Raw genomic sequence first — 24,570 nt, 5'->3', positions numbered from 1 at the left:
GACTTAAGTCTTAGTTATTCGGCACCATAAACGTCAAGCTTGAAGTACTTGTCGTTGATTTCCTTGTACTTTCCGTTCTTGCGGATTGCCAGGATCGCAGCGGAGAACTTGTCAGCCAGGGCGGTATTGCCCTTCTTGACGGTCACGCCTGCACCCGGGCCATGGATGACTGGATCAGGTGTGATTGTGCCGAGAAGCTTGCAGCACTTGCCCGCATCGCTGTCGAGCCACTGACCGAGCACAACGGAGTCGTCCATGGCGGCATCGATACGACCGTTCGACAGGTCGAGCTTATATTCGTCAGCTGTCGGGTACATCTTGATGTCGGAGCCGGCATATTTGGCTTCGGCAAAGTTGGAGTGGCTGGTTGAAGCCTGAACACCCAGTGTCTTGCCCTTGAGCGACTCTGGCGTGACGTCCTTGAGCTTGGAATCCTTTGGTACGGCAATGCCTGGAGGTGTGTTGTAGTACTTCTTGGAGAAGTCGACCTTCTTCAGGCGTTCATCGGTGATGGACATGGATGCGATGATGGCATCGAACTTGCCCGCCTGCAGGGCCGGAATCATACCGTCCCAATCCTGTGATACGAAGGTACACTGTGCTTTCATCTCTTCGCAAAGCGCCTTGCCAATATCGATGTCAAAGCCCTCAAGCTTGCCATCCGGCGTCAGATTGTTGAAGGGTGGGTAGGCTCCCTCTGAAGCGATGGTCAGCTTCAGGGCGTCCTCTGCATGGGCCGCTCCCATGGACAATGCAAAGGCAACGGCAGCAACGCCGAGTGCGAGACGCTTGGTGATACGCATTATTCAACCTCTCTTTTGTGGCCCGGCTGTTCCCCTGTTCTTTTGGACAGCCTTCCGGGCAAGGTCGCAGTTTTTTACTGCTCCTGACGGCGATATTCCCACTAGTTTTCTGATAAAAGCAACCGGGAATCTTTTGCTACCCGGCGAATCTGCAAGGCAAAACCACATAATTGTTTTGGGATTATATTTTTGTTGCGCAGCTTCCGCGCGAAACGTCATTTCGTGACCCGTCTAGCGGGTAAGACCCATCTCACGTTCGATAAAGTCCGCCAATCCCGTCGTGTCATCAAGGTCAAAGACGGGAATCTGCTCGCCATCAACGGGGAAATCGCTGGCGATTGCGATGATGCTCGGATCATTCTGCGCCAGACTTTCGCCTGAACGGCCGTCGCGACGCCTTGCTTCAATCTTTTTATGGCCTTCGCGTTTATAACCTTCCACAAGAACAAGGTCACATGGGGCGAACCGCGCGACAATATCGGCAAGAGATGGCTCATTTTCGTCGGTTAATTCGTGCATCAATGCCCAGCGGCGATCCGAAACGATGGCCACTTCTCCGGCGCCCGCCTTGCGATGGCGATAGGAGTCCGTGCCCTCATGATCGATGTCGAAATCGTGATGGGCATGTTTGATGGTCGAGACCTTCCAGCCACGCCGTGTCAGTTCGATCACCAATTTGACGGTGAGGGTGGTCTTGCCTGAGTTCTTCCAGCCKGTAATGCCAAATATGCGGTGAATCATGAATGTGTTTTCCAGTCATGCGATTCTGCAATCATCGCGCGGGCATGGTCAAGGTCATTGGGGCGATTGATATTGAAGAACGGATCGAACCTCTCGCCCGAATGCGTCGTTACAAGGGGAAAATCCACCTGATGATGAGCGTGCTCTTCAATCCAGACGCGCACACGGCGGTTTTGCGGATCGCGCAGCCATTGTTTCAGCTCATCTTTCTGCGTCACCGGCCAAAGTCCGAAGACCGGGTGCCACATATTACCGGAAACAGCGACAGCGATATGATCAGCTGAGTCGGCGATTGCCTTGCCAAGCTTTGCGCTGAGATCGTGCGGAAAGAGCGGGGTATCCGTCGCAACAGTCAGTATGTGGGTGAATGGATCGGGTTGGCCTGCTGCCCATTCCATGCCCGCCAGAATGCCCGCAAGGGGGCCGGCAAAGCCCGAAACACTATCAGTGATGATTGGGAGAGTGAGATCAGCGAAGGCAGCGGGGTCGCCATTGCTGTTGACCACCACAGTTTCGAGCTGCCGCGACAGGCGTTCAGTTATGAAATCAATCAGGCGCGCTTTGCCAAAGGGTAGCAATGCTTTGTCATGCCCGTCCATGCGGCTCGACCGGCCACCCGCCAGAATAATCCCTGCAATGCGCACTGTTTACACTCCGTCGGGCGATGAACTTGCCGCCGCTATCGTTGCGACCGGGACTATCCGTCCGACCACGCGTTCACGGTAGAGCGTATAAAGGCCGCTGCCAATAACGATCAGCGCACCGATGATCATGGGGAGGTCAGGCAGATCGCCGAAGAACAGAAAGCCCAAAAGAATGGCCCAGACAAGGCTGGTGTAACGGAACGGGGCGACGAAGGAAATCTCGCCCTCGCGCATGGCGAGAATGATGAAATGATAGGCCACAATCACGCAGCACGAGGCGAAGAACAGCAGGCCTGTGTGGGTGAGTGTCATGGGTGTCCAGCCGCCCAATGGGATAATCAGGCCAATGCCTGCGAGCGATACGCCAACTGAAGTCAGTGCCGATATCATCAGGACAGGAATGGTTTTCGGAACTTTTCGCGTCGCAAGATCGCGCATCGCAGCAAAGATCACGGTTACAACAATCAGCAGGACATAATGGCTGACGCCTTCATAACCGGGGCGAACGATAATGAGCACGCCGCAAAACCCAATGGCGATGGCGATCCAGCGCCGCCAGCCCACTGGCTCGCCAAGAAACATGGCGGCACCCAGCGTGACTGCGAGAGGCAAAGCTTGCAGAATTGCCGAGGTGAGGGCGAGCGGAACATGAACAAGAGCGATAAGAAAACTGACCGTTCCCACCACTTCACCGACAACGCGCAGGATGGTCATGCGGTGCAGGGCATGGCGCAGTGGTATGAGCATGCCTTGATGCCAGGCGAGGAGCAGGATGAGCGTGGTTGCCATCAAACCGCGCACCAGCATCACCTGACCCATATTCATATGCTCGCCAACGAGTTTTACCGTAGCGTCATTGAAAGTGAAGCTGGCCATACCAATGGCCATATACAGGCTGCCGCGAAGATTGGGCGTAAGCGCCAAGGCATTCATCCGAATGAGAGCACGCGATTCTCCCCCGGAATCGCCAAGATTGATATATCAAGCCTGACGGCTTCTTGCATCCGGAATATTGGGAAAAGCTCTAGCCGCCTGTCACACTCATATGGCGGGAAACGGCAGGGCGATTGTGCCTGCGATCAATGATGAAATCATGCCCCTTGGGCTTGCGGCCAATGGCTTCGTCAATAGCGTCGTTCAAAAGTTCGTTGCCCTCGGAAGCGCGTAATGGCGCACGCAGATCAGCGGCATCTTCCTGTCCAAGGCACATATAAAGCGTACCGGTGCAGGTGAGGCGAACACGATTACAGCTTTCACAGAAATTATGCGTCATCGGCGTGATGAAGCCAATGCGGCCGCCGGTTTCGCGAATGTACGAATAGCGCGCCGGGCCACCGGTTTTGTAAGGGATGTCCTCAAGCGTGAACTGTTTGGCAAGATCGCTGCGAACCATGGAAAGCGGCAGATATTGGTCGGTACGGTCCAGATCAATCTCGCCCATCGGCATGGTTTCGATCAGCGTCAAATCCATATCGCGGCCATGGGCCCAGCGGATCATCTCCGGAATCTCGTGATCGTTGAACCCCTTGAGGGCGACCGCATTGAGCTTGATCCGGATACCGGCAGCCTGAGCGGCGTCGATGCCTTCAAGGACCCGGTTCAAATCACCCCAGCGGGTGATGGCATGGAATTTTTCCGGATCGAGCGTATCGAGCGACACATTGATGCGCTTGACGCCATGGTCGGCCAGTTCTGCCGCATAGCGGGCAAGCTGCGAGCCATTGGTGGTCAGCGTCAATTCTTCGAGAGCGCCTGAACGTAAGTGGCGGGAAAGTTCGCCAATCAAATGCATGATGTTCTTGCGGACCAGCGGCTCACCACCGGTCAGACGCAACTTCCTGACACCCTTTTCGATGAAGGCTGTGCAAAGACGATCCAGTTCTTCGAGGGTCAACAGATCTTTCTTGGGCAGAAAGGTCATGTGCTCGGACATGCAATAGGTGCAGCGGAAGTCGCAACGATCCGTTACAGACACGCGTAAATAGCTGATTGTCCTACCAAAAGGATCAATCATCGGTGTCTGTGCAATCGTTTTGTCGAATAATGCGATATGGTCCAAGCAAACCTCCTTTGCAAGAGATAGGGTGGCGGTTGCGGGTTGTCTAGTCACCTTCGGGTTATGTATGGCAATTTGGTGTTATGTATACCAATAATTGGCCGCTTGCGGCACTATGACCATGCGATTAGACAGGTGTGCATAAAGGAGCATCTACCATGACCACTGCCTGGCCCAAGGAATTGCGTGTGAGCAAAGATCGCCGCTCACTGACTATCGCATTTGATACGGGCGAGACCTATACGCTGGGCGCGGAACTGTTGCGTGTGGCCTCACCATCGGCAGAAGTGCAGGGCCATTCGCCGGAGCAACGCGTGACGGTGCCGGGCAAGATGAATGTTGAAATTGCCAAGATGGAGCCCATTGGCAATTATGCCGTGCGCATCACCTTCGATGACATGCACGACACCGGCCTTTTCAGCTGGGATTATCTCATTGATCTCGGCCGTAACCGGGACGAACGCTGGCAGGCTTATCTCGACGAACTGGCAGCAAAAGGCTTGAGCCGCGAGCCTGTGGTGAGCAGGCATCGCCACTGATTTTATCGCAGGACCACAACCTTCGTACCGATGCCAACCTGATCATAGAGATCCTTCACATCATCATTGGCCATACGGATACAGCCTGACGACATGGCATGGCCAATCGTCCATGGCTGATTGGTACCGTGAATGCGATACATGCTTGAACCAAGATACATGGCTCGCGCACCCAGCGGATTGCTTGGACCACCGGCCATATAGGCTGGCAGGATACGGCCTTTTCTGGCTTCACGCGTCCGCATGATGGTTGGCGGTGTCCAGCCCGGCCATTCGGCCTTGCGCGAAATGCGCTTCGTTCCGCTCCAGGTAAACCCTTCGCGGCCGACGCCAATCCCATAGGCCATAGCCCGCCCAAACTCGGTGACGTGATAGAGCCTGCGTTGCCGCGTATTGATGACAATGGTGCCCGGCTCATAGCCCTCTGAAAAAGAGACATATTGGCGCGGGATCGGTGACCGGTCTGACTGGTATTTCCCTGCGGGTCGATCCGGTTTCCCCGCAAGAAATATTTTCTTGAGAAGATTATCACCTGCACTTGCAGGCGTGCTTAAAGTACTTATTCCTGCTATAGTAAATAATAGTAAAGTTACTTGGAGACATCTATGCATCGAATCCCCCAATTCAATGTTTCCTGTCACTTGAACTGTGACATTCTTGCATGTTTTGCAAAAGAATTCATTTGGTCAAGGGCCAGGTATGCGAATCGTCATGAAAGCTGTGATGAATCGGGTTAAATGAGACAAAAGTCGTATTCACAGCTCTTTTGCAGCTCGCGTGAATATAAATCGGGGGGCGGGTTATTGTTAAAAGATTGTAAATAGGATGAGGCGAAACTGGCTGTGAATCACCATTCGTGGCCTGCATTCGTTGCGGGCGTGACTGTACCATCTGGGCGAGTATTATGAATTCCTATTCGAAAAAGCATGCGATTTTTGTAGCTGCAATGTTGTCAGCAACAGCCATTTCCATGTCCCCGGCACTGGCCGCCGACAATCTGATGGATTTTCTGTTCGGAAGCCGCCGGGTACAGGCGCAGCCTGTCTATCCGCCCCGGCCAGTTGTGCCTGCCCAGCCAAGCGTGTCCCGCTCGACACCGATCAAGCGTGTGACGGTAACGGCCCCTAAAAATTATGATTACAAGCCAGATGCGCTGGTTCGGATCGATTTTTCCAAGATCGATTCCCAGTTGACTGCCTCGGCCAATCACAATTCGGATTCTGCGACGCAGATACCGCTTGAACAGTTTGGCCTGAAGATCGAGCAGATCAAGGAAGCCCATGTTCTTGCGGAGAAAGACATAGCGGATGCTGTCGTCTCCTACTACGCCACCAAGCAGCAGCCCATCTGGACGTCGTCTTATGATGTTTCAGCCAAAGCCAAGGCTGTGGCTGCCCTGTTCAACGCGGCGGGCGAAGAGGGCCTTGATCCTAAGGATTACGCGGTCAAGCTGCCAAGCGACGCGTATGACCGGGCCGATATCCCGGCACGTCTGAAAGAACTGGCCGATTTCGAACTGACAATGTCGGCCCGTGCGCTGCGTTACGCAATGGATCAGGGCGATGGCCGCATCAATCCAAACCGTCTGAGCGGCTTCCATGATCTTGCCGTCGACCGCGTCAAGCCGCGTGCCGTCATCGAACAACTCGCGTCCAGCAATGACGCCGCGGCGCTGCTCAAGGGTTTTGAGCCGCAGAGCAAGTGGTATACGGAGCTAAAACAGAATCTGCATGCGCTCGGTGGTGATGTGGGGTCGGAGCCAGTGGTGCGTATTGCCACCGGCACCATGATCCGTCCGGGCGAAGACAATCCTGAGCTGCGCAACGTGGTTGCGCTCATCAAGGCGAAGGCGCCGAAAGATTTTCTGGCCAAGCACGAGGCCGTGTTGCAGGCGCATGAAAATGCGACTGTTTACGATCAGAGCCTTGTCGAGGCGATCAAGGATTTCCAGACCAGTCAGGGCAAGAAGCCTGATGGCGTGATTGGCCGTGGCACCATCAGTTCGCTGCAGGGCGAGACAAACAGTTCCAAGCGCGACCGCATTCTCTATTCCATGGAACGTCTGCGCTGGCTGCCGCATGATTTCGGCAAGCGTTACGTCTTCATCAACCAGCCCGCCTTCCGGGCACAGTATTTTGATGACAGCACCGAAAAGCTGGCGATGAACATCGTTGTTGGCTCGCCAACCAACCAGACCTATTTCTTCGACGATACGATTGAGACCGTTGTGTTCAACCCATCCTGGGGTGTGCCGCGCTCGATCATTCTCAACGAGATGATGCCGAAGATTCTTGCCAACCCATCCTATCTCGAAAATAGCGGCTATGAGGTCTATGACAAATCGGGACGTGTTATCCCGTCAAGTTCGGTCGATTGGTCGCAGGTTGCATCAAGTGGCGGCGGCGTTGGCATCCGCCAGAAGCCGAGTCTCGACAATGCGCTGGGTGAATTGAAAATCCTGTTCCCGAACAGCCATGACATCTACATGCATGACACACCGGCGAAATCCTACTTCAAGAAGGATATGCGCGCGCTGAGCCATGGTTGTATCCGTCTGGAGCGCCCGCGCGATATGGCGGCTGCCGTGCTTGGTGTGCCTGTCGAGGAACTGAACCAGTATTTCGGCAAGAACGAGAAGAGTGTCCGGGTCAAGGATCAGCTACCGGTTTACGTCTCGTACTTCACCGCATGGCCGGATGCCAAAACAGGCGCCATCCAGTATTTCGATGACGTCTACCAGCGTGATCTCTATATGGAGAAAGCCATCGTCAAGACCACGGCTGTTCGTCAGGCTGTGAGCAACCAGACTGCACAGCTCTGAGCGTTGGTTTGGGATGCCAGAATATTGATATGATGAGGGGCGCAATGCGCCCCTTTTTATTGATGGACTGCAAGTTCTGTCACGCGTGGTTTACGGTGCGTGGTTCGTGGTTCGACAAGCTCACCATGAGGGGCTTGGGTGGATGCAACGATAATCGCAAACATTCCATCACTAATGTTGCAGAACTTGACTCCCTGCAACCCTCTACTCCCCCTCATGGTGAGCCTGTCGAACCACGACATAACGGGGTCTGCAACTGGTCAATTCCTCGGTTGGATTTATTTGAATATGAGAATAGTGGCATGAGCATAGCGCGTGGTTCAACATAACAACCATGAGGGAGAGTGAGGGTTGCAGGGAGTTAAGTTCTGCAACATTAGCGATGGAATGTTTGCGATTATCGTTGCATCCACCCAAGCCCCTCATGGTGAGCTTGTCGAACCACGAACCACGCACCAATAGTTGTGCAACGAATGGGGAGGGAGAGTGGAGCGCTGCAACGGTAGTCACCCATGTTGCAGAATTTAACTTCCTGCAACCCATCCATCTCTGTCATCCGAAAGCACCCAACTCTCCGTCATCCTCGGGCTTGACCCGAGGACCCCTAACTTAAAGCGGTGAATATCCGGATTCATCTGATCTCCTGAGCTGTGGGTCCTCGGGTCAGGCCCGAGGATGACGGAGATAGGTGGGTTGTAGAGAGTGGAGCCTGCTCTATTCAATCTTGAACGTAGGCAGGCTTTGGAACGCCAGTTTCAGGGCCTGTGACCAGCCTTCGGAAATGGCTTCGTAATAGGGGTCATTGCGCTCGATGCGTTTTTCGAAGCCGAGTTTGAGGCTGTCGGCTTCATAGAACTGCATATCCAGCGGCAATCCGACCGAAAGATTGGATTTTAGTGTGGAATCGAAGGACACGAACAGCAGCTTGGTCGCTTCTTCAAATGTCATTGCCGGATCGTAGGAGCGTACAATAATCGGCTTGCCGTATTTGTGCTCGCCAATCTGGAAAAACGGCGTATCTGGGGATGATTCAATGAAATTGCCTTCGGGATAGATGAGGAACAGGCGTGGTTCGCCGCCCTTTATCTGGCCGCCGAGAATAATCGATGCGCCGAAGGAATCGGCGCGCTGGCCATCGGAATCCACATCGTGAATGACGCTTTTGATCGTATCGCCCACCAGCTTCGCCGTCTGGAACATGGATGGCATGTCAAAGATCGATGGTGCGCGCTCGGAAGGGATCTTTGTCCGCTCGTTGAGAATGCTGATGACCGTCTGGGTGGTGGCAAGATTGCCTGATGACAGCAGTGTAATAACGCGGTCACCGGGCTTTGCCCATGTGTACATCTTCTTGAACGTGGAGATGTTGTCGACGCCGGCATTGGTTCTCGTGTCCGACATGAACACAAGCCCACGATCCAATTTAAGCCCGACGCAATAGGTCATAGCGAATCCCGAATTCTAAAAAATCTCGGCGATTACTGCTCTACATTGAGGTCGACGGCAAGTGATTCCATGCCGGGACCGAAGCGCATACCGGAAATTGGCGAGGCTTCGTTGTAGTCGAGGCCGCAGGCAACACGGATATAATGCTCGTTCGGGCAGATATCATTGGCTGCGTCGAAACCCACCCAGCCCAATCCGTCAATATGTGCTTCCGCCCAGGCATGGGTGGCTGTCTGCTCGATGCTATCCAGCATCATCAGATACCCCGAAACGTAGCGGGCAGGGATTTTCAATACGCGGGCAACCGCGAGGAAAACATGGGTGTGATCCTGACAGACGCCCGTCCCAAGGGTGAGGGCTTCCTCGGCCGTGGTGGTGATGTTGGTCGTTCCCGGCGTATAGGCGACAACCTTGTGCAGCGTGGTCATCAGCTCGTGCATAACCGCCAGCCTGTCATTTGTGACTTTAAGGCTTGCCGCCAGCTGTTTTATGGCATCTCCGGGCTTTGTCAGCTCCGTTTCACGCTCATAAAGCCAGATGGGCATAAAATTGTAGACCTTGCCTAATACGCCGGAGCGGTCTTCGGTTTCCACCTGTCCCGTCGCCTCGATGACGAGTTCCTTGACGTCGCGATCAAGCCGCACAAGCTGGGTGCGGTTGCCATAGCCGTCGCGATAACTCGCTTCCTGCTCGGCGCCGCTGACGGTCACGTTCCAATCAATGACTTTCTGCCCCGGAGAGCTTGACGGCTGCAGACGCAACCGCTGGACAGCGTATTGCACCGGATAGTCATATTGATAGCGGGAGGTGTGCTTGATGTTCAGAAGCATGATTTTCAATCAAAGTTATAGGCTTCGGCGATTTTGCTGCCGAGACCATTGGTTTGATAGATCAGGTCACTCAGAAATTCGTGCAGGCCGTTGTCGAAAATGCTGCGAATTTCGTTGTTCTCGAGCCGAGTCATGATGTTTTCCGACATATCGTGGCATTCATGCCGCTTGCCATAATCACTGGCAAGATATTTGAGATTATCGACGATGTTCGAATAGCAGAAATTCAGCGAACGCGGCATGCGCGAGTTGAGGATCAGATAATCCGCAATATTCACCGGATTGTATTCGACATCATAGACCCAGCGATAGGAGCGGTGCGCTGAAACCGAGCGCAGGATCGACTCCCACTGAAAATTATCGAGCGTCGTGCCGACATAGGAAATCGAGGGCAGCAGCACATAATATTTCACGTCGAGAATGCGTGCGGTATTATCGGCCCGCTCGATAAAGGTGCCCAGCCGGGCAAAGTTGAAAATCTCGTTGCGCAGCATCGTGCCATGGAAGGCGCCGCGGATGATGGCGGTTTCGCGCTTGATCTGGTCCAGAACGCGCGGAAGATCGGTTTCCGGAATGGCTGAGGCGAGGGTGGATTTCAGGATCATCCACGTCTCATTGACGCTTTCCCATGCCTCGCGGGTCAGCGCCGTGCGCACCATGCGGGCGTTGGAACGGGCGGTTTCAACGCATGACATCACGCTCGATGGATTGCTGAGGTCCCGCAACAGAAAATCCGAGACGAGGCTGGCATTGTACTCGCTGTATTTTGCGTCATAACCGATTTTTACGCCGGCACTCATCAATACGGAAGACCATTCCTCCGGTGCATCGGAGGTTTTTGTCAAAGCCATCCGCAAACCGGCGTCGATGAGACGCGCCATATTCTCTGCCCGCTCGATATAGCGGAACATCCAGTAGAGACCATTCGCGGTGCGACCAAGAAGCATGTTTCGGTTGTATCCCTCTTTTATTTATTGACGGGGCCGTCTGTGGCAGCCCTCATTCCCCATTCAAAGCGATCAGTCGTCGAGAACCCAGGTGTCTTTTGTTCCGCCTCCCTGACTGGAATTGACCACGAGCGAGCCTTCTTTCAGTGCCACGCGCGTCAGGCCGCCCGGCGTGATGCGGATGCGGTCTGATACGAGAACGAAGGGGCGCAGGTCCACGTGACGCGGCGCCAAGCCTTTTTCGGTCATGATCGGTGTTGTCGACAGGGCAAGCGTTGGCTGGGCGATATAGTTCTTTGGATTGGCTTTGAGTTTCAGCGCAAAATCTTCGCACTCTTTCTTTGTAGCCGCCGGGCCGACAAGCATCCCGTAACCGCCCGAACCATGCACTTCCTTGACGACAAGCTCCGCCAGATTTTCCAGCACATATTTCAATGTATCCGGCTCGGAGCAGCGATGTGTCGGAACATTTTCAAGGATCGCCTTGCGGCCCGTATAGAACTCGACAATCTCTGGCATGTAGGAATAAAGCGCCTTGTCATCGGCAATACCGGTGCCGGGAGCATTGGCGATGGTGATATTGCCCGAACGGTAGACATCCATGATTCCGGCAACGCCGAGCGTTGAATCGCGGCGGAAGGTGAGGGGATCGAGATAGGAATCGTCCACGCGCCGGTAGAGCACGTCGATAGCGCGGTTGCCCTCGGTGGTGCGCATGACCACCTTGCCGTTCTCGATCTTGAGATCACTGCCCTCGACAAGCTCGACACCCATCTGATCGGCCAGAAACGCATGTTCGAAATAGGCTGAGTTGTAAATGCCGGGAGTAAGAACTGCGATTGTCGGCGTGCCGTTACAACCGGGAGGCGCGACGGCGGCCAGCGATTGCCGCAGCAATTTGGGGTAGGTTTCGACAGGCCGGACCTTGATCTGCTGGAACAGTTCCGGAAACAGCTGCATCATCGTTTCGCGGTTTTCCAGCATATAGGAAACACCTGACGGCGTGCGGGCATTGTCTTCGAGAACGTAGAACTGATTTTCTTCGGTTCGGACGATGTCGACACCAATAATATGGGTGTAAACATTGCCGGGTGGCCGGAAACCCACCATCTCGGGCAGGAAGGCATCGTTGTGGGTGAAAAGTTCCCGCGGGATACGGCCTGCGCGAATAATTTCCTGACGGTGATAAATGTCATCAAGGAAAGCATTGAGGGCCATTACGCGCTGTTCGATGCCCTGCGACAGTCGTCGCCATTCATTGCCGGTGATGATGCGTGGGATGATATCGAATGGTATCAGGCGCTCTGCCGCTTCCTCATCGCCATAGACGGCGAAGGTAATCCCGGTCTTGCGAAAGACATTTTCTGCATCGCGCGCTTTCTGCGCAAACCTTTCCGGGTTCTGGGTATCAAGCCAGCATTGCAGTTGTTCATATGGCGGGCGTACCTGACCGCCGGTTTTGATCATCTCATCAAATGGCTTCACTCATAATCCCCTTCAGACACGTTCATTCAAGCGCGTTGGGAAAAAAATGCAAGCACATTCCGCTATTTGCGCTGCAACGCTGAAAATCGCCCAAAAAATGAGCAGGCCTGCCACGTTTGAGGCAAGTCAAAGGGGCCCTGCGGTTAAAGCATAGGCTGTTTACAGCATTGAAATGAATGACAAAAAGAAACCCGGCCGCGTCTGCGGCCAGGTTCGGGAATCATGTGTCGTCAATTATGCCTTAGCGGGTAATGCACTGACGGCGAGGACCGTTATTGGGCTGATAGGTATTGTCATAGGCCCGATAAGACCGGTAGCGATTGTAGCACGCGCGGGTGTGATAGCTCGACCCACGGCTGACAATACGGTCATTGTTGATGGCATTGCCCACAATCACAGCACCGGCAAATGCTGCCAGAGGGAACCACGCGCCGTCATAATAGCGATACCCGGGCCGATAATCGCCATAATAGCCGCGATGACCTCTGTACCAGCGATCGCCGCGCCAGCCCCTGTTACCGCGCCAACCGCGATCACCACGCCAGCCACGATCACCGCGCCAGCCGCCGCCGCGCCAATGATCACCGCCGCGCCAGCCGCGATCACCGCGCCAACCACGATCACCGCCGCGAAGCGGGCGCATGCGCCAATTGCCGTGATCTCTGACTAGCAGAACCTGCGAATTGCCTTCAATCGATTGCGGCACAATGGGAGCGGAGTAACCGGCCACGGTGCTTGCAGAAAGCATACCGATGGACATGGCCGCCGCTGTAAAGAACGAAATAAGCTTTCTCATATTTCCTCCTGAAATCACGAAGCTCGAAATCTCCGCTTTCAAATAAGAGTGAAGAAATGTCGGATAATACACCACTCGGCATAGTATCGATCAAAAACTGCAACGCATGATTGCAGTAATTGTTCCACCATTCCCATCCCGACAGGGGGATGCAGGAGGAAGCTGAAAGCCAGTAGAACCAGCAAAATCAGGCGTTGACGGCGTTGATCAAGCGTTCGGCAAGTTGAATATTCAATTCACGATAGTGTGAAATGACCTTGCTTGGTTCATAGGTCGATACGGGCAGGTCTGAATAACCGAAGTCCACGGCGATAACGGGGATTCCAGCGGCCTTGGCCGTGGCGATATCGGTGTGGCTGTCGCCAACCATCAAGGCGCGATCCCGATCTCCACCGGCTTTTGCTATGGTCTCAAAGAGGTGGCGCGGGTCAGGCTTGCGAAATGCAAACGTGTCTGAACCGCAAATGGCGGCAAAGCGGGATGTCTGGCCAAGTGCGGTCAACAGGCTGACGGAAAGTCCTTCGAACTTGTTCGTGCAGACTGCAAGGAGATAACCGGCCTGCGAGAGATCGTCCATGACGGCTTCGACGCCTTCATAAAGGGCCGAATGGCCGGGCATATTCTTGCTGTAATGTTCGAGAAACAGACCCACCAGCCAATCAAGCTGTTCGGGGCTGAGCATTTTCTGCTGCGCCTCAAAAGCGCGTTCGATCATCACGCGCCCGCCTTGTCCGACGTAGCGACGCAACGCCACGGGATCGATTTTTTTCATTCCGGCTTCATGCAGGCAGTGATTCAAACTATCAAGCAAGTCAGGCGCGGTATCGACCAGGGTGCCATCAAGGTCGAAAACAACAATGGGTTTGGACATTTGCAGACCTATATCTAACGTTAGGATTGAGACTTGGGATTTATGTGTTTCCGGCGTGGCGCCCTCCGCCGGAACTGACACTCGCACATAACTATCTGACGAAATCAAGTATCGAGCCTTGACCCGGGTGTCTGACGTGTTAGGGAGCCAAGTGTCAAGTCAAAGCGAGGAGAGGCACCCGGATGGACCCCAGGACATTGAAGATCAAGGCAGCGGCCGAAGCGCTGACCTATGTCAAGGATGGTATGCGTCTGGGAATAGGCACTGGCTCGACCGCCGAGGAGTTTGTCAGGCTTCTGGCGGAAAAGGTTGCTGCGGGCCTTGATATCATCGGTGTCCCGACGTCCGAGCGCACGGCAGCTCTTTGCCTGGAGCTTGGTGTAAAGCTGACGACGCTGGAAGAAACGCCTGTCCTCGATTTGACGATTGATGGCGCTGACGAGATCGGTCCCGAATTAGCCTTGATCAAAGGCGGCGGCGGTGCGTTGTTGCGCGAGAAGATTGTCGCTGCGGCATCGGCCCAGATGGTGGTGATTGCGGACGAGTCGAAGAATGTCGAGACGCTTGGCAAGTTCCCGTTGCCGATTGAAGTCAATCGATTTGGACTTGCCGCAACGAAAATTGCGATAGAAAAGGCTGCTTCTGACCTCGATCTTTCCGGTTCCCTTACATTGAGGATGACGGGAGGCGAAGCATTTGTTACAGACGGCGGGCATTTGATCCTGGATGCATCTTTTGGCCGCATTCCGGATACAAGAGCGTTATCAAACGCTCTGCACGCCATACCTGGTGTTGTGGAGCACGGACTATTTCTGGGGCTGGCGCGCGTGGCTATTTTAGCCGGTGCAGACGGTATACGAACACGAACACAGCCCTAAAGGGCAAAGTCTTGAGAGAAAACGGAGCAATAAATCCATGAACCGAGCAACTGGCTTTCGCCGTTTGATTGCACCTCTGTCTGTCGTAATCATGCTGGGCAGTCTTTATACCGCACAGGCGCAGGAAATTACCCCATCGCATCTTTCCGCCGCACGCGCTGCAATTTCGGCGATCAAGGCAACGGATGCATTCGACGGGATCTTGCCGGATGCCGCGCAGGCTCTAAAGGCCCAGTTGATCGAGAAGGACCCGAATCTCGAATCCATCATCAGTGCCGCTGTTGACGAACAGGCTTTGGCCTTGGCTGCGCGCCGCGTTGATCTTGAAAACGAAGCGGCCCGTGCCTATGCGGTTTCGTTTAGCGAAGAAGAGCTGAATGCCATTACCGGCTTCTACAATTCACCTGCTGGCAAGAAGCTCTTGTCGGAAGGCCCGATTGCAACCCGCGAAGTCATGAAGGCAGCCAGCATCTGGCGCAATGGCATCGCGCGGGATCTCGCACAGGCGGTCGCCGAGAAGATTGTTGCCGCGGCCGCTGCGACTGCTCCGGTAACACCGGCACCTGCTGCCGCAGAAACGCCCCTAGCGCCGGAAGCCCCGGCGGCTCCCGCCAAGGCACCGGCAAAGGCACCTGCCAAGCCAGCTGCACCGGCCAAGCCGAAGCCATAAACTTTACCTTTCTGAAGAATTGCAAAGCCCGGTGTAACAGCCGGGCTTTGTTCTTTTAAAGCCGCGCTATAGAACCCATATATGGTGATCAGTAATTGAACGGATTCGGAGTGTTTTGAATGGCGACCTATGACTATGACCTCTTTGTCATCGGCGGCGGCTCCGGTGGGGTACGTGCCGGACGTCTGGCGGGCGCCATGGGCAAACGGGTCGGGCTGGCCGAAGAGTATCGTATGGGCGGTACGTGTGTTATCCGCGGTTGCGTGCCCAAGAAGCTCTTTGTCTATGCGTCGCAGTTTCAGGAACATTTCGATGCCGCTGTAGGCTATGGCTGGACTGTCGGCGAAACCAAGTTCGATTGGCCAACGCTGATCGCCAACAAGGACCGCGAAATTGCGCGTCTGGAAGGGCTCTATCGCAAGGGGCTTGAGAACTCCGAAGTGGAGATTTTTGAAAGCCGTGCTGTGTTGATCGACGATCACACGGTCGAGATTTTGAACTCCGGCAAGCGGGTAACCGCCGACCACATCCTGCTTGCCACCGGCGGTCATCCAAGCCCGCATCCCTCATTGCCGGGTAATGAACTCTGCATCAGCTCCAATGAAACGTTTCATCTCGACCTGTTGCCCAAATCCATTGTGATCGAGGGTGGCGGTTATATCGCGGTGGAGTTTGCCAATATTTTCCATGGTCTCGGGGTCGAGACGACACTTGTCTATCGCGGCAAGGAGATACTCTCGCGCTTCGATCAGGATTTGCGCCATATGCTGCATGCGGCCATGGTCGAGAAGGGCATCCACATTCGCGTCACGGAGATCATTACCAAGGTCGAGCGCGGCGATGATGGACGCAAGCGCGTGCACCTGTCCGGTGGTGACGTCATCCCCGCCGATCAGGTCATGCTGGCTATCGGGCGTGTGCCGAATACAAAATCCCTTGGTCTTGAAGCTGCCGGTGTCGCCGTCGATGAGCAGGGTGCAATCAAGGTGGATGAATATTCGCGTACCAGTAAGGACAATATCTGGGCCGTTGGTGATGTTACCAACCGGGTACAATTGACTCCCGTCGCGATCCACGAAGCCATGTGTTTCCTTGAGACTGTCTTCAAGAACAATCCGACGAAGCCGGATCATGAACTGATCGCCACAGCTGTTTTCTCGCAGCCTGAAATTGGCACGGTCGGTCTGACCGAGCAGGATGCGGCGCAGAAATTCAAGGAGATCGAGGTTTATCGCGCGGTGTTCCGCCCGATGCGCAATACGCTTTCCGGTAGCAAAGAAAAGATGCTGATCAAGCTGATTGTCGATGCGGCCAGCCGGAAAGTCATTGGCGCACATATTCTTGGACCCGATGCGGGTGAAATGGCGCAGCTTCTGGCTATTCCCATGAAAGCCGGCTGTACCAAGGAAGACTTTGACCGCACCATGGCCGTCCATCCGACAGCGGCTGAGGAACTGGTGACCATGTACAAACCCACATACCGCGTCGTGGATGGCGCGCGGATCGACTGATGCCGGACAGTTGTCAGGCGGCCGGATATGGCCGCCTGTGTCGGTTATGGCTGTGCAAGCACCCAGCGCCGGTTATGATGGCTTCACCGCCAGAAATGTGTTCCACCCGTCGCCATCACCGCCAATATTGAACTTGTCCCAGACAATGCTCATTCTGGCGCTTTCAATGCGTGCCGCGAAATCGTCTTTCGTCCAGTACACCGTATGGTAATTGCCATTCTTCTCGCCGTGACCATCGCGCATTGATACAAGGAAGGCACCTCCCGGCCGCAGTGACCGCATTATCTTTGCAAGAACCGGATCGATCTGATCGCGCGCCACATGAATGAGCACACACAGGGCCACAACCGCATCATAGGGGCCGCCAAGATCGTCGGTGATGACGTTGAGAAGATCACCCTTCTTGCCGCGCGCCGCCTGCAGGTCGAGAAACCGCTGCGTCGCGTCGGTACGCCTGATCTGAGCGCCGAGAGTCTCAAGGAAGTCCGCATCGCGGCCCGGTCCGGATCCGATTTCAAGTATATGGCCACCTGCACCGGCGATTGCGGCAACGCGCCTTAGGCCTTCTATACCATTGGCGTTCGGAAGCTCTCCCACAATTGTATTGTACTGTTCCGCATAGTCCTCATAGGAGGCGATTGTCTGAAGATTTTTTGCCAGCGATTCGGTCGGCTTGGTCATCTTTTCCTCCTGTCATCTGGCTAATCATCGATTGTTTTGTCGTGAGGGTATCATCCTGCACATTGAAGTCGATTCTATTTTGATTGCCGAATGCCTCCACGCTGACGGTGGCCATCCGGAAGGGACAATCCGCGACCGGCGCCTGAATGGCAGAGCGAGAAGTTGAAAGGTTCTACTAACCTAGGCGACGCGCTTTTCTTCGCGCTGAATTGCCCCTTGCGGGATTGTTTCATGCAACAGCCAGTCAATGACCGGCGGCCATAGGGTGGCCACATGATTTTTGCGGAAGAAACCGAGATGACCCACCGCGCCGCCCGTGGATTGTTCCGGCGAGAGCCACAACTGCGTTGTCGGTGCATTGGCATAGTGAGCCAGCAGGTGGTCAACCGCTTTGGGCGTTCCCCAAGGATCGTCGGTGATGCCGACCGCGAGCAGGGGGATGCGGACCGACTGAAAGTACTTTGACTCCGGCGTTCTCGCATCGCCGAAGAGGAAGTTCGGACTGCGGCACCAGCGCGCCCAGTCCTGAAACACGCTACCGGGAAGTTCTTCGCCAATACCGCTCCATTTCGGCAGGCGTCCGAGCGAAAGCGCCAATGGCAGGGCAATAAGGTTCATCTTGGCAAAGACGGAAAAGGGTACGGCCGTGTTGCGGTAATAGCCGTTGAGCGATGCCATCGACGTATAGCGCACAAAATCCGCAGAGCGATTGCTGAGACCAAGGGCAAGACCACCATAGGAATGGCCTATGCCAACAAGCGGTTTGCCATTTGCAGCCTGCTTCAGCACATCAATAGCCGCCGGGAAATCCAGCACGCCCCAGTCTTTCATACCCAAGCGCGACGTCCAACCCTTCGGCGTCTTGGATTTTGTCACGCCGCGATAGTCGTAAGTCAGCACTTTTGAAGCACCTGAGGCGAGCAATTCACCGGCAAAGTGGCGGTAAAATGTATTGGGAACGGCCGCCGCAGACGAGATCAGAACCGCAGGACCATCACCCTTGCCTTCAAACATGGTGCCATGCAGAGGAAAGCCATCCGAGGCTTCAAAAGCGATATCGCGCATTGGTCGCTCCAACTTTGACTTTAACGTTAACGTAAATCAAAATGGCGCTTGCGACAATCTCGATTTCGCGTTCCAGCCTCAAACCTTAACGGGATTGGTATAGGACTGGTATATTGGGGATATTTCCACTATATGAGCGCCTTCCGGAGCAACCGGAAATCGCAAACCATCACTAACCAGTGCGGACAATCGAAAACAGGTGCAATAATGACGAAGAACTGGACACCGACTTCCTGGAGAAACAAGCCGATCAAACAGGCTCCTTTCTATCCGGACGCTCAAGCTGTGAGCGATGTCGAGGCCCGTCTTCGCACTTATCCGCCACTCGTTTTTGCAGGTGAGGCGCGAAAGCTGAAGCGCCAGCTCGCAGCCGTCTCCAAAGGGCAGGGCTTTCTTCTGCAGGGCGGCGATTGCGCCGAGAGCTTTGCCGAGCATGGCGCGGACAATATCCGCGACTTTTTCCGCGTGTTTCTGCAAATGGCTGTCGTGCTGACTTTTGGTGCGTCGCAGCCCGTTGTGAAGATTGGCCGTATTGCTGGCCAGTTCGCCAAGCCACGCTCGGCGGATACGGAAACCATTGGTGGTATTGAGTTGCCTGTATATCGCGGTGACATCATCAATGGCACGGAATTCACCGAAGCTGCCCGCATCCCCGATCCAAGCCGTCAGGAAATGGTTTACCGCCAGTCAGCGGCAACGCTGAACCTGTTGCGCGCTTTCGCTCAGGGTGGTTATGCCAACCTTGAAAACGTGCACCAGTGGATGCTTGGCTTCGTTTCGGATAGCCCGCAGGGCGAACGTTATGAATCCTTGGCCCGCACGATTTCCGACACGATGGATTTCATGCGCGCCGTTGGCATTACTTCGGAAACCAACCACACGCTGCGTGAGACGGATTTCTACACCAGCCATGAAGGCTTGCTGCTTGGCTATGAAGAAGCGCTGACCCGCGTGGATTCAACCTCTGGCGACTGGTACGGCACGTCTGGCCACATGATCTGGATCGGCGACCGCACACGTCAGGCTGATCATGCCCATGTGGAATATTGCCGTGGCATCAAGAACCCGCTTGGCCTCAAGTGTGGTCCTTCACTGGAGCCTGATGATCTCATCAAGCTGATCGATGTGCTTAATCCGGAGAACGAAGCTGGCCGTCTGACCCTCATTGCCCGTTTTGGCCATGACAAGATTGGCGATCATCTGCCCAAGCTCATCCGTGCGGTACAGAAGGAAGGCCGCGATGTGGTCTGGTCCTGTGATCCGATGCATGGCAACACGATCACGGCCAATGGCTACAAGACACGGCCTTTCGACCGTATCCTGAAGGAAGTTGAAGGATTTTTTGCAGTTCATCACGCGGAAGGCACCTATCCCGGTGGCATCCACATCGAAATGACCGGCAAGAACGTCACGGAATGCACCGGCGGTGCGCGGGCGATTTCGGCAGAAGACCTGTCGGACCGTTACCACACCCATTGCGATCCACGTCTCAATGCCGATCAGGCACTGGAACTGGCATTCCTCGTTGCAGAACTTCTCAAGAAGGAACGCAACGCTCATCCACAGAAGATCGCTGTCAACGGCTGATACGCTGACACTATCGATAAATAAAAGGGCGGCCTTTCGGGTCGCCCTTTGTTTTGCGGGTAACAACTTTGGGCAGATCACACATCTGTCAGAACATCCGCCCGTTTTGGCTGGAATTTTGTGTCTATGGATTCTATCAAGGGTTTATGACCACAAATCCTTCGCGCCGAATCCGCCTGACATCGTCTTTCCGTTCCTTCATTGAGAGCGAGGCCTCTGGTGGCATCATTCTGATGGTGGTGGCGGCATTGGCGCTGATCATTGCCAACTCACCCCTCAGTGATGGCTATTTTGGTCTTCTGAAGACCTATATTGGCGGTTTGAGCATTCTCCATTGGGTGAATGATGCGCTAATGGCCGTGTTCTTCCTGCTGGTGGGGCTCGAAATCAAACGTGAAATGATCAGTGGCCAGCTTTCCAACTGGTCACGCCGCGCATTGCCGGGTTTTGCGGCGGTCGGCGGCATGGTTGTTCCGGCACTGATCTTTCTTGCCTTCAACAGTGGCGGTGAAACGGCACGCGGCTGGGCCATTCCCTCGGCTACCGATATCGCCTTTTCGCTTGGCGTTCTCTCGCTGCTTGGCTCGCGCGTTCCCCTGTCGCTCAAGGTTTTTCTGACGGCGCTGGCCATTATCGACGATCTCGGTGCTGTCATCATCATTGCGCTGTTCTATTCGGGTGGGTTGAATATTGCCGCTGTCGCAGGCGCGGCGGCTGTGTTCATCATTCTGATGGCGATGAATCGTATGGGCATGGTGCGGCTCTGGGCCTATCTCGTTCTGGGCGTCATTCTGTGGATTCTGGTGTTCAAATCAGGCATTCACGCGACGATTGCCGGTGTGCTCCTCGCCCTGACCATTCCAATGCGCGGCGCCAAAGATGAGAGTGGGGCGGTCGAATCGCCACTTCTCAAGCTGGAGCATGCCATTCAGCCATGGGTTGGCTTTGCCATCGTGCCAATCTTCGGTTTTGCCAATGCCGGTGTTTCCTTCAGCGGCGTATCACTGTCCAATCTTGCTGATCCCGTGCCGCTTGGCGTGGCAGCCGGTCTTTTCATCGGCAAGCAGATTGGCGTTTTTGCCTTTGCGTTCCTTGCCATCAAGCTCAAGCTGGCGGAACGGCCCGCCGGGGCAAGCTGGTTCCAGATTTATGGCGTTTCGATCCTCTGCGGCATCGGTTTCACCATGAGCCTGTTCATCGGTCTTCTGGCATACGCAAATTCGCCATTGTTGCAGGATGAAACAAAGCTGGGCGTGCTGCTCGGGTCGCTGCTTTCCGCCGTTGTTGGCGCTGCGCTTCTGCGCATGTCGTTGACGCGGTCGCCAAAGGCGTGATCGCGAAAGGCGAGACACGGGCGCGGACCTACAATGTTGCTGCGTTGAACGGGAGGCCGTCCTGATGTCGGAATTGCATAGTGGATCATGTCTGTGTGGCGCTATCCGCTTCAAGACGCGCGGTGAACTGCGCGGGATTGTTTATTGCCATTGCTCGCAGTGCCGCAAACAGTCAGGCCATTTCTACGCGGCAACCAATGTTCAAAATGACGCCATTACCATTACAGGTGAAGAACACATCAAATGGTACGCGGCCAGCGAATATGCGGCGCGCGGTTTCTGCAAGAATTGCGGCTCGGTGATGTTCTGGAAACATCATGATCTCGATTACATCTCGGTGATGGCAGGGTCGTTCGACAAGCCGACAAATCTGCAAGGCGAAGTGCATATCTTCGTTGGTGACAAGGGCGACTATTACGACATTCATGACGGCTTGCCGAAATATGTGGCGAGTGGCGGCGGTGTTGTGGTCGCTGGGGAATGACTACCCGATTACATCTGAAGGATTGACGCCGCCTGATCTGGCCTTATAGCTGCCGTTTACGGGAAGGACGAGAGCGGACCATGCAGCGGCTATTATTGGCATTCGTCAATTCCATGCGCGCGCTCAGGCATCTGGCGGTGCATGAAAAGGCAGTTCAGCAGGAACTGATCCTTTTTATCCTTTCAGTTCCTGTTGCCGCAGCCATTGCCCCCTCGCTGCTTTCCTTTCTGGCGCTGACAGGTTCGATGCTGTTCCTGATCATGATTGAGGTGCTCAATACCGGCATTGAAGCCGCCTGTAACGCCGTATCGCGGGATTTCCAGCGGGACATCCAGATCGCCAAGGATTGCGGCTCACTTGCCGTATTGATCTCGGTTGTTCTTGTGGCAACCGTCTGGTTCTATACGGTGTGGACCGTGTTTATTGCCTGAAGCCGAGTCGCCGGAGCAGCTTTTGTCTCTGCGGCAAATTTGCTCCGGGCTCTTGTTTAACATCCAGCGAAACGATATATGTTCAGTATGAGCAAAAATCCTGTGACTCCCGATATTCTCCGCATCGCCATCGCCCAGCTCAATCCTGTTCTGGGTGATATCAGGGGCAATCTGGCCAAAGCCCGCGAAGCCCGCGCAGATGCCGCGCGGCAGGGTGCTGATCTTGTCCTGTTCACAGAACTGTTCATTTCGGGCTATCCGCCTGAAGATCTCGTGCTGAAGGCAGCATTCATCGAGGCCTGCGAAAAGGCCGTCAAGGAATTCGCGGCTGACACATCAGATGGCGGGCCGGGTGTCATCATCGGCACACCGCTGCGGCGCGAAAGCGGGCTGCACAATTCCGCTCTGCTGCTGGATGGTGGCAAGGTGATCGCGGAGCGCTTCAAGGTTGATTTGCCAAATTACGGCGAATTTGATGAAAAGCGCGTGTTTCAGCAGGGGCCAATGCCGGGACCCGTGAATTTCCGCGGTATCCGCATCGGCATTCCGATCTGCGAGGATATCTGGGGCGATCTCGGTGTCTGCGAGACGCTGGCCGAGAGCGGGGCGGAAATCCTGTGCGTTCCCAATGGCTCCCCCTATTACAATGGCAAGGTGGATGTGCGCCATCAGGTTGTGCTGCGTCAGGTGATCGAGACCGGTCTGCCGTTGATTTTCGCCAATCAGCTGGGCGGTCAGGACGATCTGATTTTCGATGGCGCATCCTTTGCCTTCAATGCGGACAAGAGCATCGCTTTCCAGATGTCGCAGTTCGAGGAACAGCTGATCGTCACCACATGGCGGCGGGGCGAGGGCGGATGGTCCTGCTCGGAAGGCCCCATGTCGAAAATCCCTGAAGGTGAGGAAGCGCAGTATCGCGCCTGCCTGCTGGGGCTGCGCGATTATGTCAACAAGAACGGCTTCAAGGATGTGGTGCTCGGCCTTTCCGGCGGTATCGACTCGGCGATCTGCGCGGCTCTGGCCGTCGATGCGCTGGGTGAAGAGCGCTTACGTGCCGTCATGATGCCCTACACCTATACGTCGAAGGATTCGCTGAAGGATGCGGAAGATTGCGCCAAGGCGCTTGGCTGCCGCTACGATATCGTGCCGATTTTCGAGCCTGTCGAGGGCTTTTTGAAAGCGCTTGGGCCAACATTCGAGGGCACCAAACAAGGCATTACCGAGGAAAACCTGCAAAGCCGCGCGCGTGGCACGATCCTGATGGCCATCTCCAACAAGTTCGGCTCCATGGTTGTAACCACCGGCAACAAGTCGGAAATGTCGGTGGGCTATGCCACCCTCTATGGCGACATGAACGGCGGCTACAATCCGATCAAGGATATCTACAAGATGCAGGTCTACGCCATGTCAGAATGGCGCAACAAAAACGTTCCGGCGGGTGGTCTTGGCCCTTCCGGCGTGGTGATCCCGGAAAACATCATCAGCAAAGCCCCTTCAGCCGAACTGCGTGAAAACCAGACGGATCAGGATTCGCTGCCGCCCTATCCGGTGCTCGATGATATTCTCGAATGTCTGGTTGAGAACGAGATGGGCGTGGATGAAATCGTCGAGCGCGGACATGAGCGCAAGACGGTCGAGCGGATCGAACATCTGCTTTATCTCGCCGAATATAAGCGTCGCCAGTCCGCGCCGGGTGTGAAGGTGACACGCAAGAATTTCGGTCGTGACCGGCGTTATCCGATTACCAACAGGTTCAGGGATCGGAGTTAGTCTTAGATTTATATCTGCAATGATGGGGTTCGTGGTTCGACAAGCTCACCATGAGGCCCTTCGACAGGCTCAGGATGAGGAGAGGGGTGATGTAAGGGAGCCAAGTTCTGCAATGTTGGTGATTAGCATTGCATCCACCCATCTCCCTCATGGTGAGCCTGTCGAACCACGAACCAATAG

General features: G+C 54.9%; 24 protein-coding genes. 10 read left to right on the top strand and 14 right to left on the bottom strand.

Annotation, left to right across the window (positions count from 1 at the left end):
- Positions 1-14: 14 nt before the first annotated feature.
- The 5 genes from AB4Y96_RS19055 to moaA all read right to left on the bottom strand — a co-directional run bounded on the left by AB4Y96_RS19055 (position 15) and on the right by moaA (position 4,202).
- Positions 15-803 carry an ABC transporter substrate-binding protein gene (locus tag AB4Y96_RS19055; protein WP_091877650.1) on the bottom strand — a complete coding sequence of 263 codons (789 nt, stop codon included), beginning with the start codon at positions 801-803 and terminating at the stop codon, positions 15-17.
- 231 nt (positions 804-1,034) lie between these two features.
- On the bottom strand, positions 1,035-1,544 hold the full coding sequence (gene mobB, locus AB4Y96_RS19050; protein WP_441919130.1) for a molybdopterin-guanine dinucleotide biosynthesis protein B: 510 nt from the start codon (positions 1,542-1,544) through the stop codon (positions 1,035-1,037).
- Positions 1,541-2,188 (bottom strand): molybdenum cofactor guanylyltransferase MobA, encoded by a 648-nt coding sequence (mobA, locus tag AB4Y96_RS19045; RefSeq protein WP_441919128.1) that lies wholly within the window; start codon positions 2,186-2,188, stop codon positions 1,541-1,543. The genes mobB and mobA overlap by 4 nt, the downstream gene beginning before the upstream one ends.
- A 3-nt stretch (positions 2,189-2,191) precedes the next feature.
- Positions 2,192-3,112, bottom strand: coding sequence for a DMT family transporter (locus AB4Y96_RS19040; protein ID WP_441919126.1), 921 nt, complete (start codon positions 3,110-3,112; stop codon positions 2,192-2,194).
- 100 nt (positions 3,113-3,212) lie between these two features.
- A complete protein-coding gene (gene moaA, locus AB4Y96_RS19035; protein WP_441919204.1) occupies positions 3,213-4,202 on the bottom strand; it encodes a GTP 3',8-cyclase MoaA in 990 nt (329 codons plus the stop codon).
- A 200-nt stretch (positions 4,203-4,402) separates the two neighbouring features.
- Between moaA and AB4Y96_RS19030 the strand changes: the two genes are divergently transcribed.
- Positions 4,403-4,783, top strand: coding sequence for a gamma-butyrobetaine hydroxylase-like domain-containing protein (locus AB4Y96_RS19030; RefSeq protein WP_091877646.1), 381 nt, complete (start codon positions 4,403-4,405; stop codon positions 4,781-4,783).
- Positions 4,784-4,785: 2 nt separating this feature from the next.
- On the opposite strand, the gene AB4Y96_RS19025 is transcribed toward AB4Y96_RS19030, so the two are convergent.
- On the bottom strand, positions 4,786-5,394 hold the full coding sequence (locus AB4Y96_RS19025; protein WP_441919123.1) for a L,D-transpeptidase: 609 nt from the start codon (positions 5,392-5,394) through the stop codon (positions 4,786-4,788).
- A 293-nt stretch (positions 5,395-5,687) separates the two neighbouring features.
- Here AB4Y96_RS19025 and AB4Y96_RS19020 point away from each other — a divergent pair, with 293 nt between their 5' ends.
- Entirely contained in the window at positions 5,688-7,604 is a 1,917-nt protein-coding gene (locus AB4Y96_RS19020; RefSeq protein WP_441919121.1) for a L,D-transpeptidase family protein, read from the top strand.
- Positions 7,605-8,318: 714 nt separating this feature from the next.
- Here the strand turns inward: AB4Y96_RS19020 and AB4Y96_RS19015 are convergent.
- The 6 genes from AB4Y96_RS19015 to AB4Y96_RS18990 form a co-directional block, all read right to left on the bottom strand.
- Positions 8,319-9,050 carry a proteasome-type protease gene (locus tag AB4Y96_RS19015; protein ID WP_091877642.1) on the bottom strand — a complete coding sequence of 244 codons (732 nt, stop codon included), beginning with the start codon at positions 9,048-9,050 and terminating at the stop codon, positions 8,319-8,321.
- Between the two features lie 32 nt (positions 9,051-9,082).
- Positions 9,083-9,880 carry a transglutaminase family protein gene (locus tag AB4Y96_RS19010; protein WP_091877641.1) on the bottom strand — a complete coding sequence of 266 codons (798 nt, stop codon included), beginning with the start codon at positions 9,878-9,880 and terminating at the stop codon, positions 9,083-9,085.
- Between the two features lie 5 nt (positions 9,881-9,885).
- Complete coding sequence (locus AB4Y96_RS19005; RefSeq protein ID WP_113095685.1) at positions 9,886-10,827, bottom strand: alpha-E domain-containing protein; 942 nt, start codon at positions 10,825-10,827, stop codon at positions 9,886-9,888.
- Between the two features lie 72 nt (positions 10,828-10,899).
- Positions 10,900-12,312, bottom strand: a complete 1,413-nt coding sequence (locus AB4Y96_RS19000; protein WP_091877639.1) for a circularly permuted type 2 ATP-grasp protein — start codon at positions 12,310-12,312, stop codon at positions 10,900-10,902.
- Between the two features lie 241 nt (positions 12,313-12,553).
- A complete protein-coding gene (locus tag AB4Y96_RS18995; protein WP_441919118.1) occupies positions 12,554-13,108 on the bottom strand; it encodes a BA14K family protein in 555 nt (184 codons plus the stop codon).
- 187 nt (positions 13,109-13,295) lie between these two features.
- Positions 13,296-13,979, bottom strand: coding sequence for a phosphoglycolate phosphatase (locus tag AB4Y96_RS18990; RefSeq protein ID WP_441919116.1), 684 nt, complete (start codon positions 13,977-13,979; stop codon positions 13,296-13,298).
- A gap of 182 nt (positions 13,980-14,161) precedes the next feature.
- On the opposite strand from AB4Y96_RS18990, the gene rpiA reads away from it, so the two are divergent.
- The 3 genes from rpiA to gor all read left to right on the top strand — a co-directional run bounded on the left by rpiA (position 14,162) and on the right by gor (position 17,038).
- Positions 14,162-14,857 (top strand): ribose-5-phosphate isomerase RpiA, encoded by a 696-nt coding sequence (gene rpiA / locus AB4Y96_RS18985; protein WP_441919114.1) that lies wholly within the window; start codon positions 14,162-14,164, stop codon positions 14,855-14,857.
- 37 nt (positions 14,858-14,894) lie between these two features.
- Complete coding sequence (locus AB4Y96_RS18980) at positions 14,895-15,527, top strand: DUF2059 domain-containing protein (protein WP_441919112.1); 633 nt, start codon at positions 14,895-14,897, stop codon at positions 15,525-15,527.
- Between the two features lie 119 nt (positions 15,528-15,646).
- Positions 15,647-17,038, top strand: a complete 1,392-nt coding sequence (gene gor / locus AB4Y96_RS18975) for a glutathione-disulfide reductase (protein WP_441919110.1) — start codon at positions 15,647-15,649, stop codon at positions 17,036-17,038.
- A 72-nt stretch (positions 17,039-17,110) separates the two neighbouring features.
- Here the strand turns inward: gor and AB4Y96_RS18970 are convergent, their stop codons facing one another.
- Entirely contained in the window at positions 17,111-17,719 is a 609-nt protein-coding gene (locus AB4Y96_RS18970; protein WP_441919108.1) for a class I SAM-dependent DNA methyltransferase, read from the bottom strand.
- Between the two features lie 180 nt (positions 17,720-17,899).
- Positions 17,900-18,784, bottom strand: a complete 885-nt coding sequence (locus AB4Y96_RS18965; RefSeq protein WP_441919106.1) for an alpha/beta hydrolase family protein — start codon at positions 18,782-18,784, stop codon at positions 17,900-17,902.
- Between the two features lie 207 nt (positions 18,785-18,991).
- On the opposite strand from AB4Y96_RS18965, the gene AB4Y96_RS18960 reads away from it, so the two are divergent.
- From AB4Y96_RS18960 to AB4Y96_RS18940, 5 genes are all read left to right on the top strand, one after another.
- On the top strand, positions 18,992-20,371 hold the full coding sequence (locus AB4Y96_RS18960) for a class II 3-deoxy-7-phosphoheptulonate synthase (protein WP_441919104.1): 1,380 nt from the start codon (positions 18,992-18,994) through the stop codon (positions 20,369-20,371).
- Between the two features lie 146 nt (positions 20,372-20,517).
- Positions 20,518-21,705, top strand: a complete 1,188-nt coding sequence (gene nhaA / locus AB4Y96_RS18955; RefSeq protein WP_441919102.1) for a Na+/H+ antiporter NhaA — start codon at positions 20,518-20,520, stop codon at positions 21,703-21,705.
- Positions 21,706-21,769: 64 nt separating this feature from the next.
- Positions 21,770-22,189 (top strand): GFA family protein, encoded by a 420-nt coding sequence (locus tag AB4Y96_RS18950; protein WP_441919100.1) that lies wholly within the window; start codon positions 21,770-21,772, stop codon positions 22,187-22,189.
- An 80-nt stretch (positions 22,190-22,269) separates the two neighbouring features.
- On the top strand, positions 22,270-22,620 hold the full coding sequence (locus AB4Y96_RS18945) for a diacylglycerol kinase (protein ID WP_091877622.1): 351 nt from the start codon (positions 22,270-22,272) through the stop codon (positions 22,618-22,620).
- 78 nt (positions 22,621-22,698) lie between these two features.
- A complete protein-coding gene (locus AB4Y96_RS18940) occupies positions 22,699-24,390 on the top strand; it encodes an NAD+ synthase (RefSeq protein ID WP_441919098.1) in 1,692 nt (563 codons plus the stop codon).
- The last annotated feature ends 180 nt before the right edge of the window (positions 24,391-24,570 follow it).

Origin of the sequence: Phyllobacterium sp. TAF24 (assembly GCF_052113785.1) — a bacterium.
In the GTDB taxonomy this organism is placed as follows: Bacteria; Pseudomonadota; Alphaproteobacteria; order Rhizobiales; family Rhizobiaceae; genus Phyllobacterium.
Note: the sequence above shows the minus strand (reverse complement) of the source record. Positions and strands in the feature narration are given on the sequence as shown.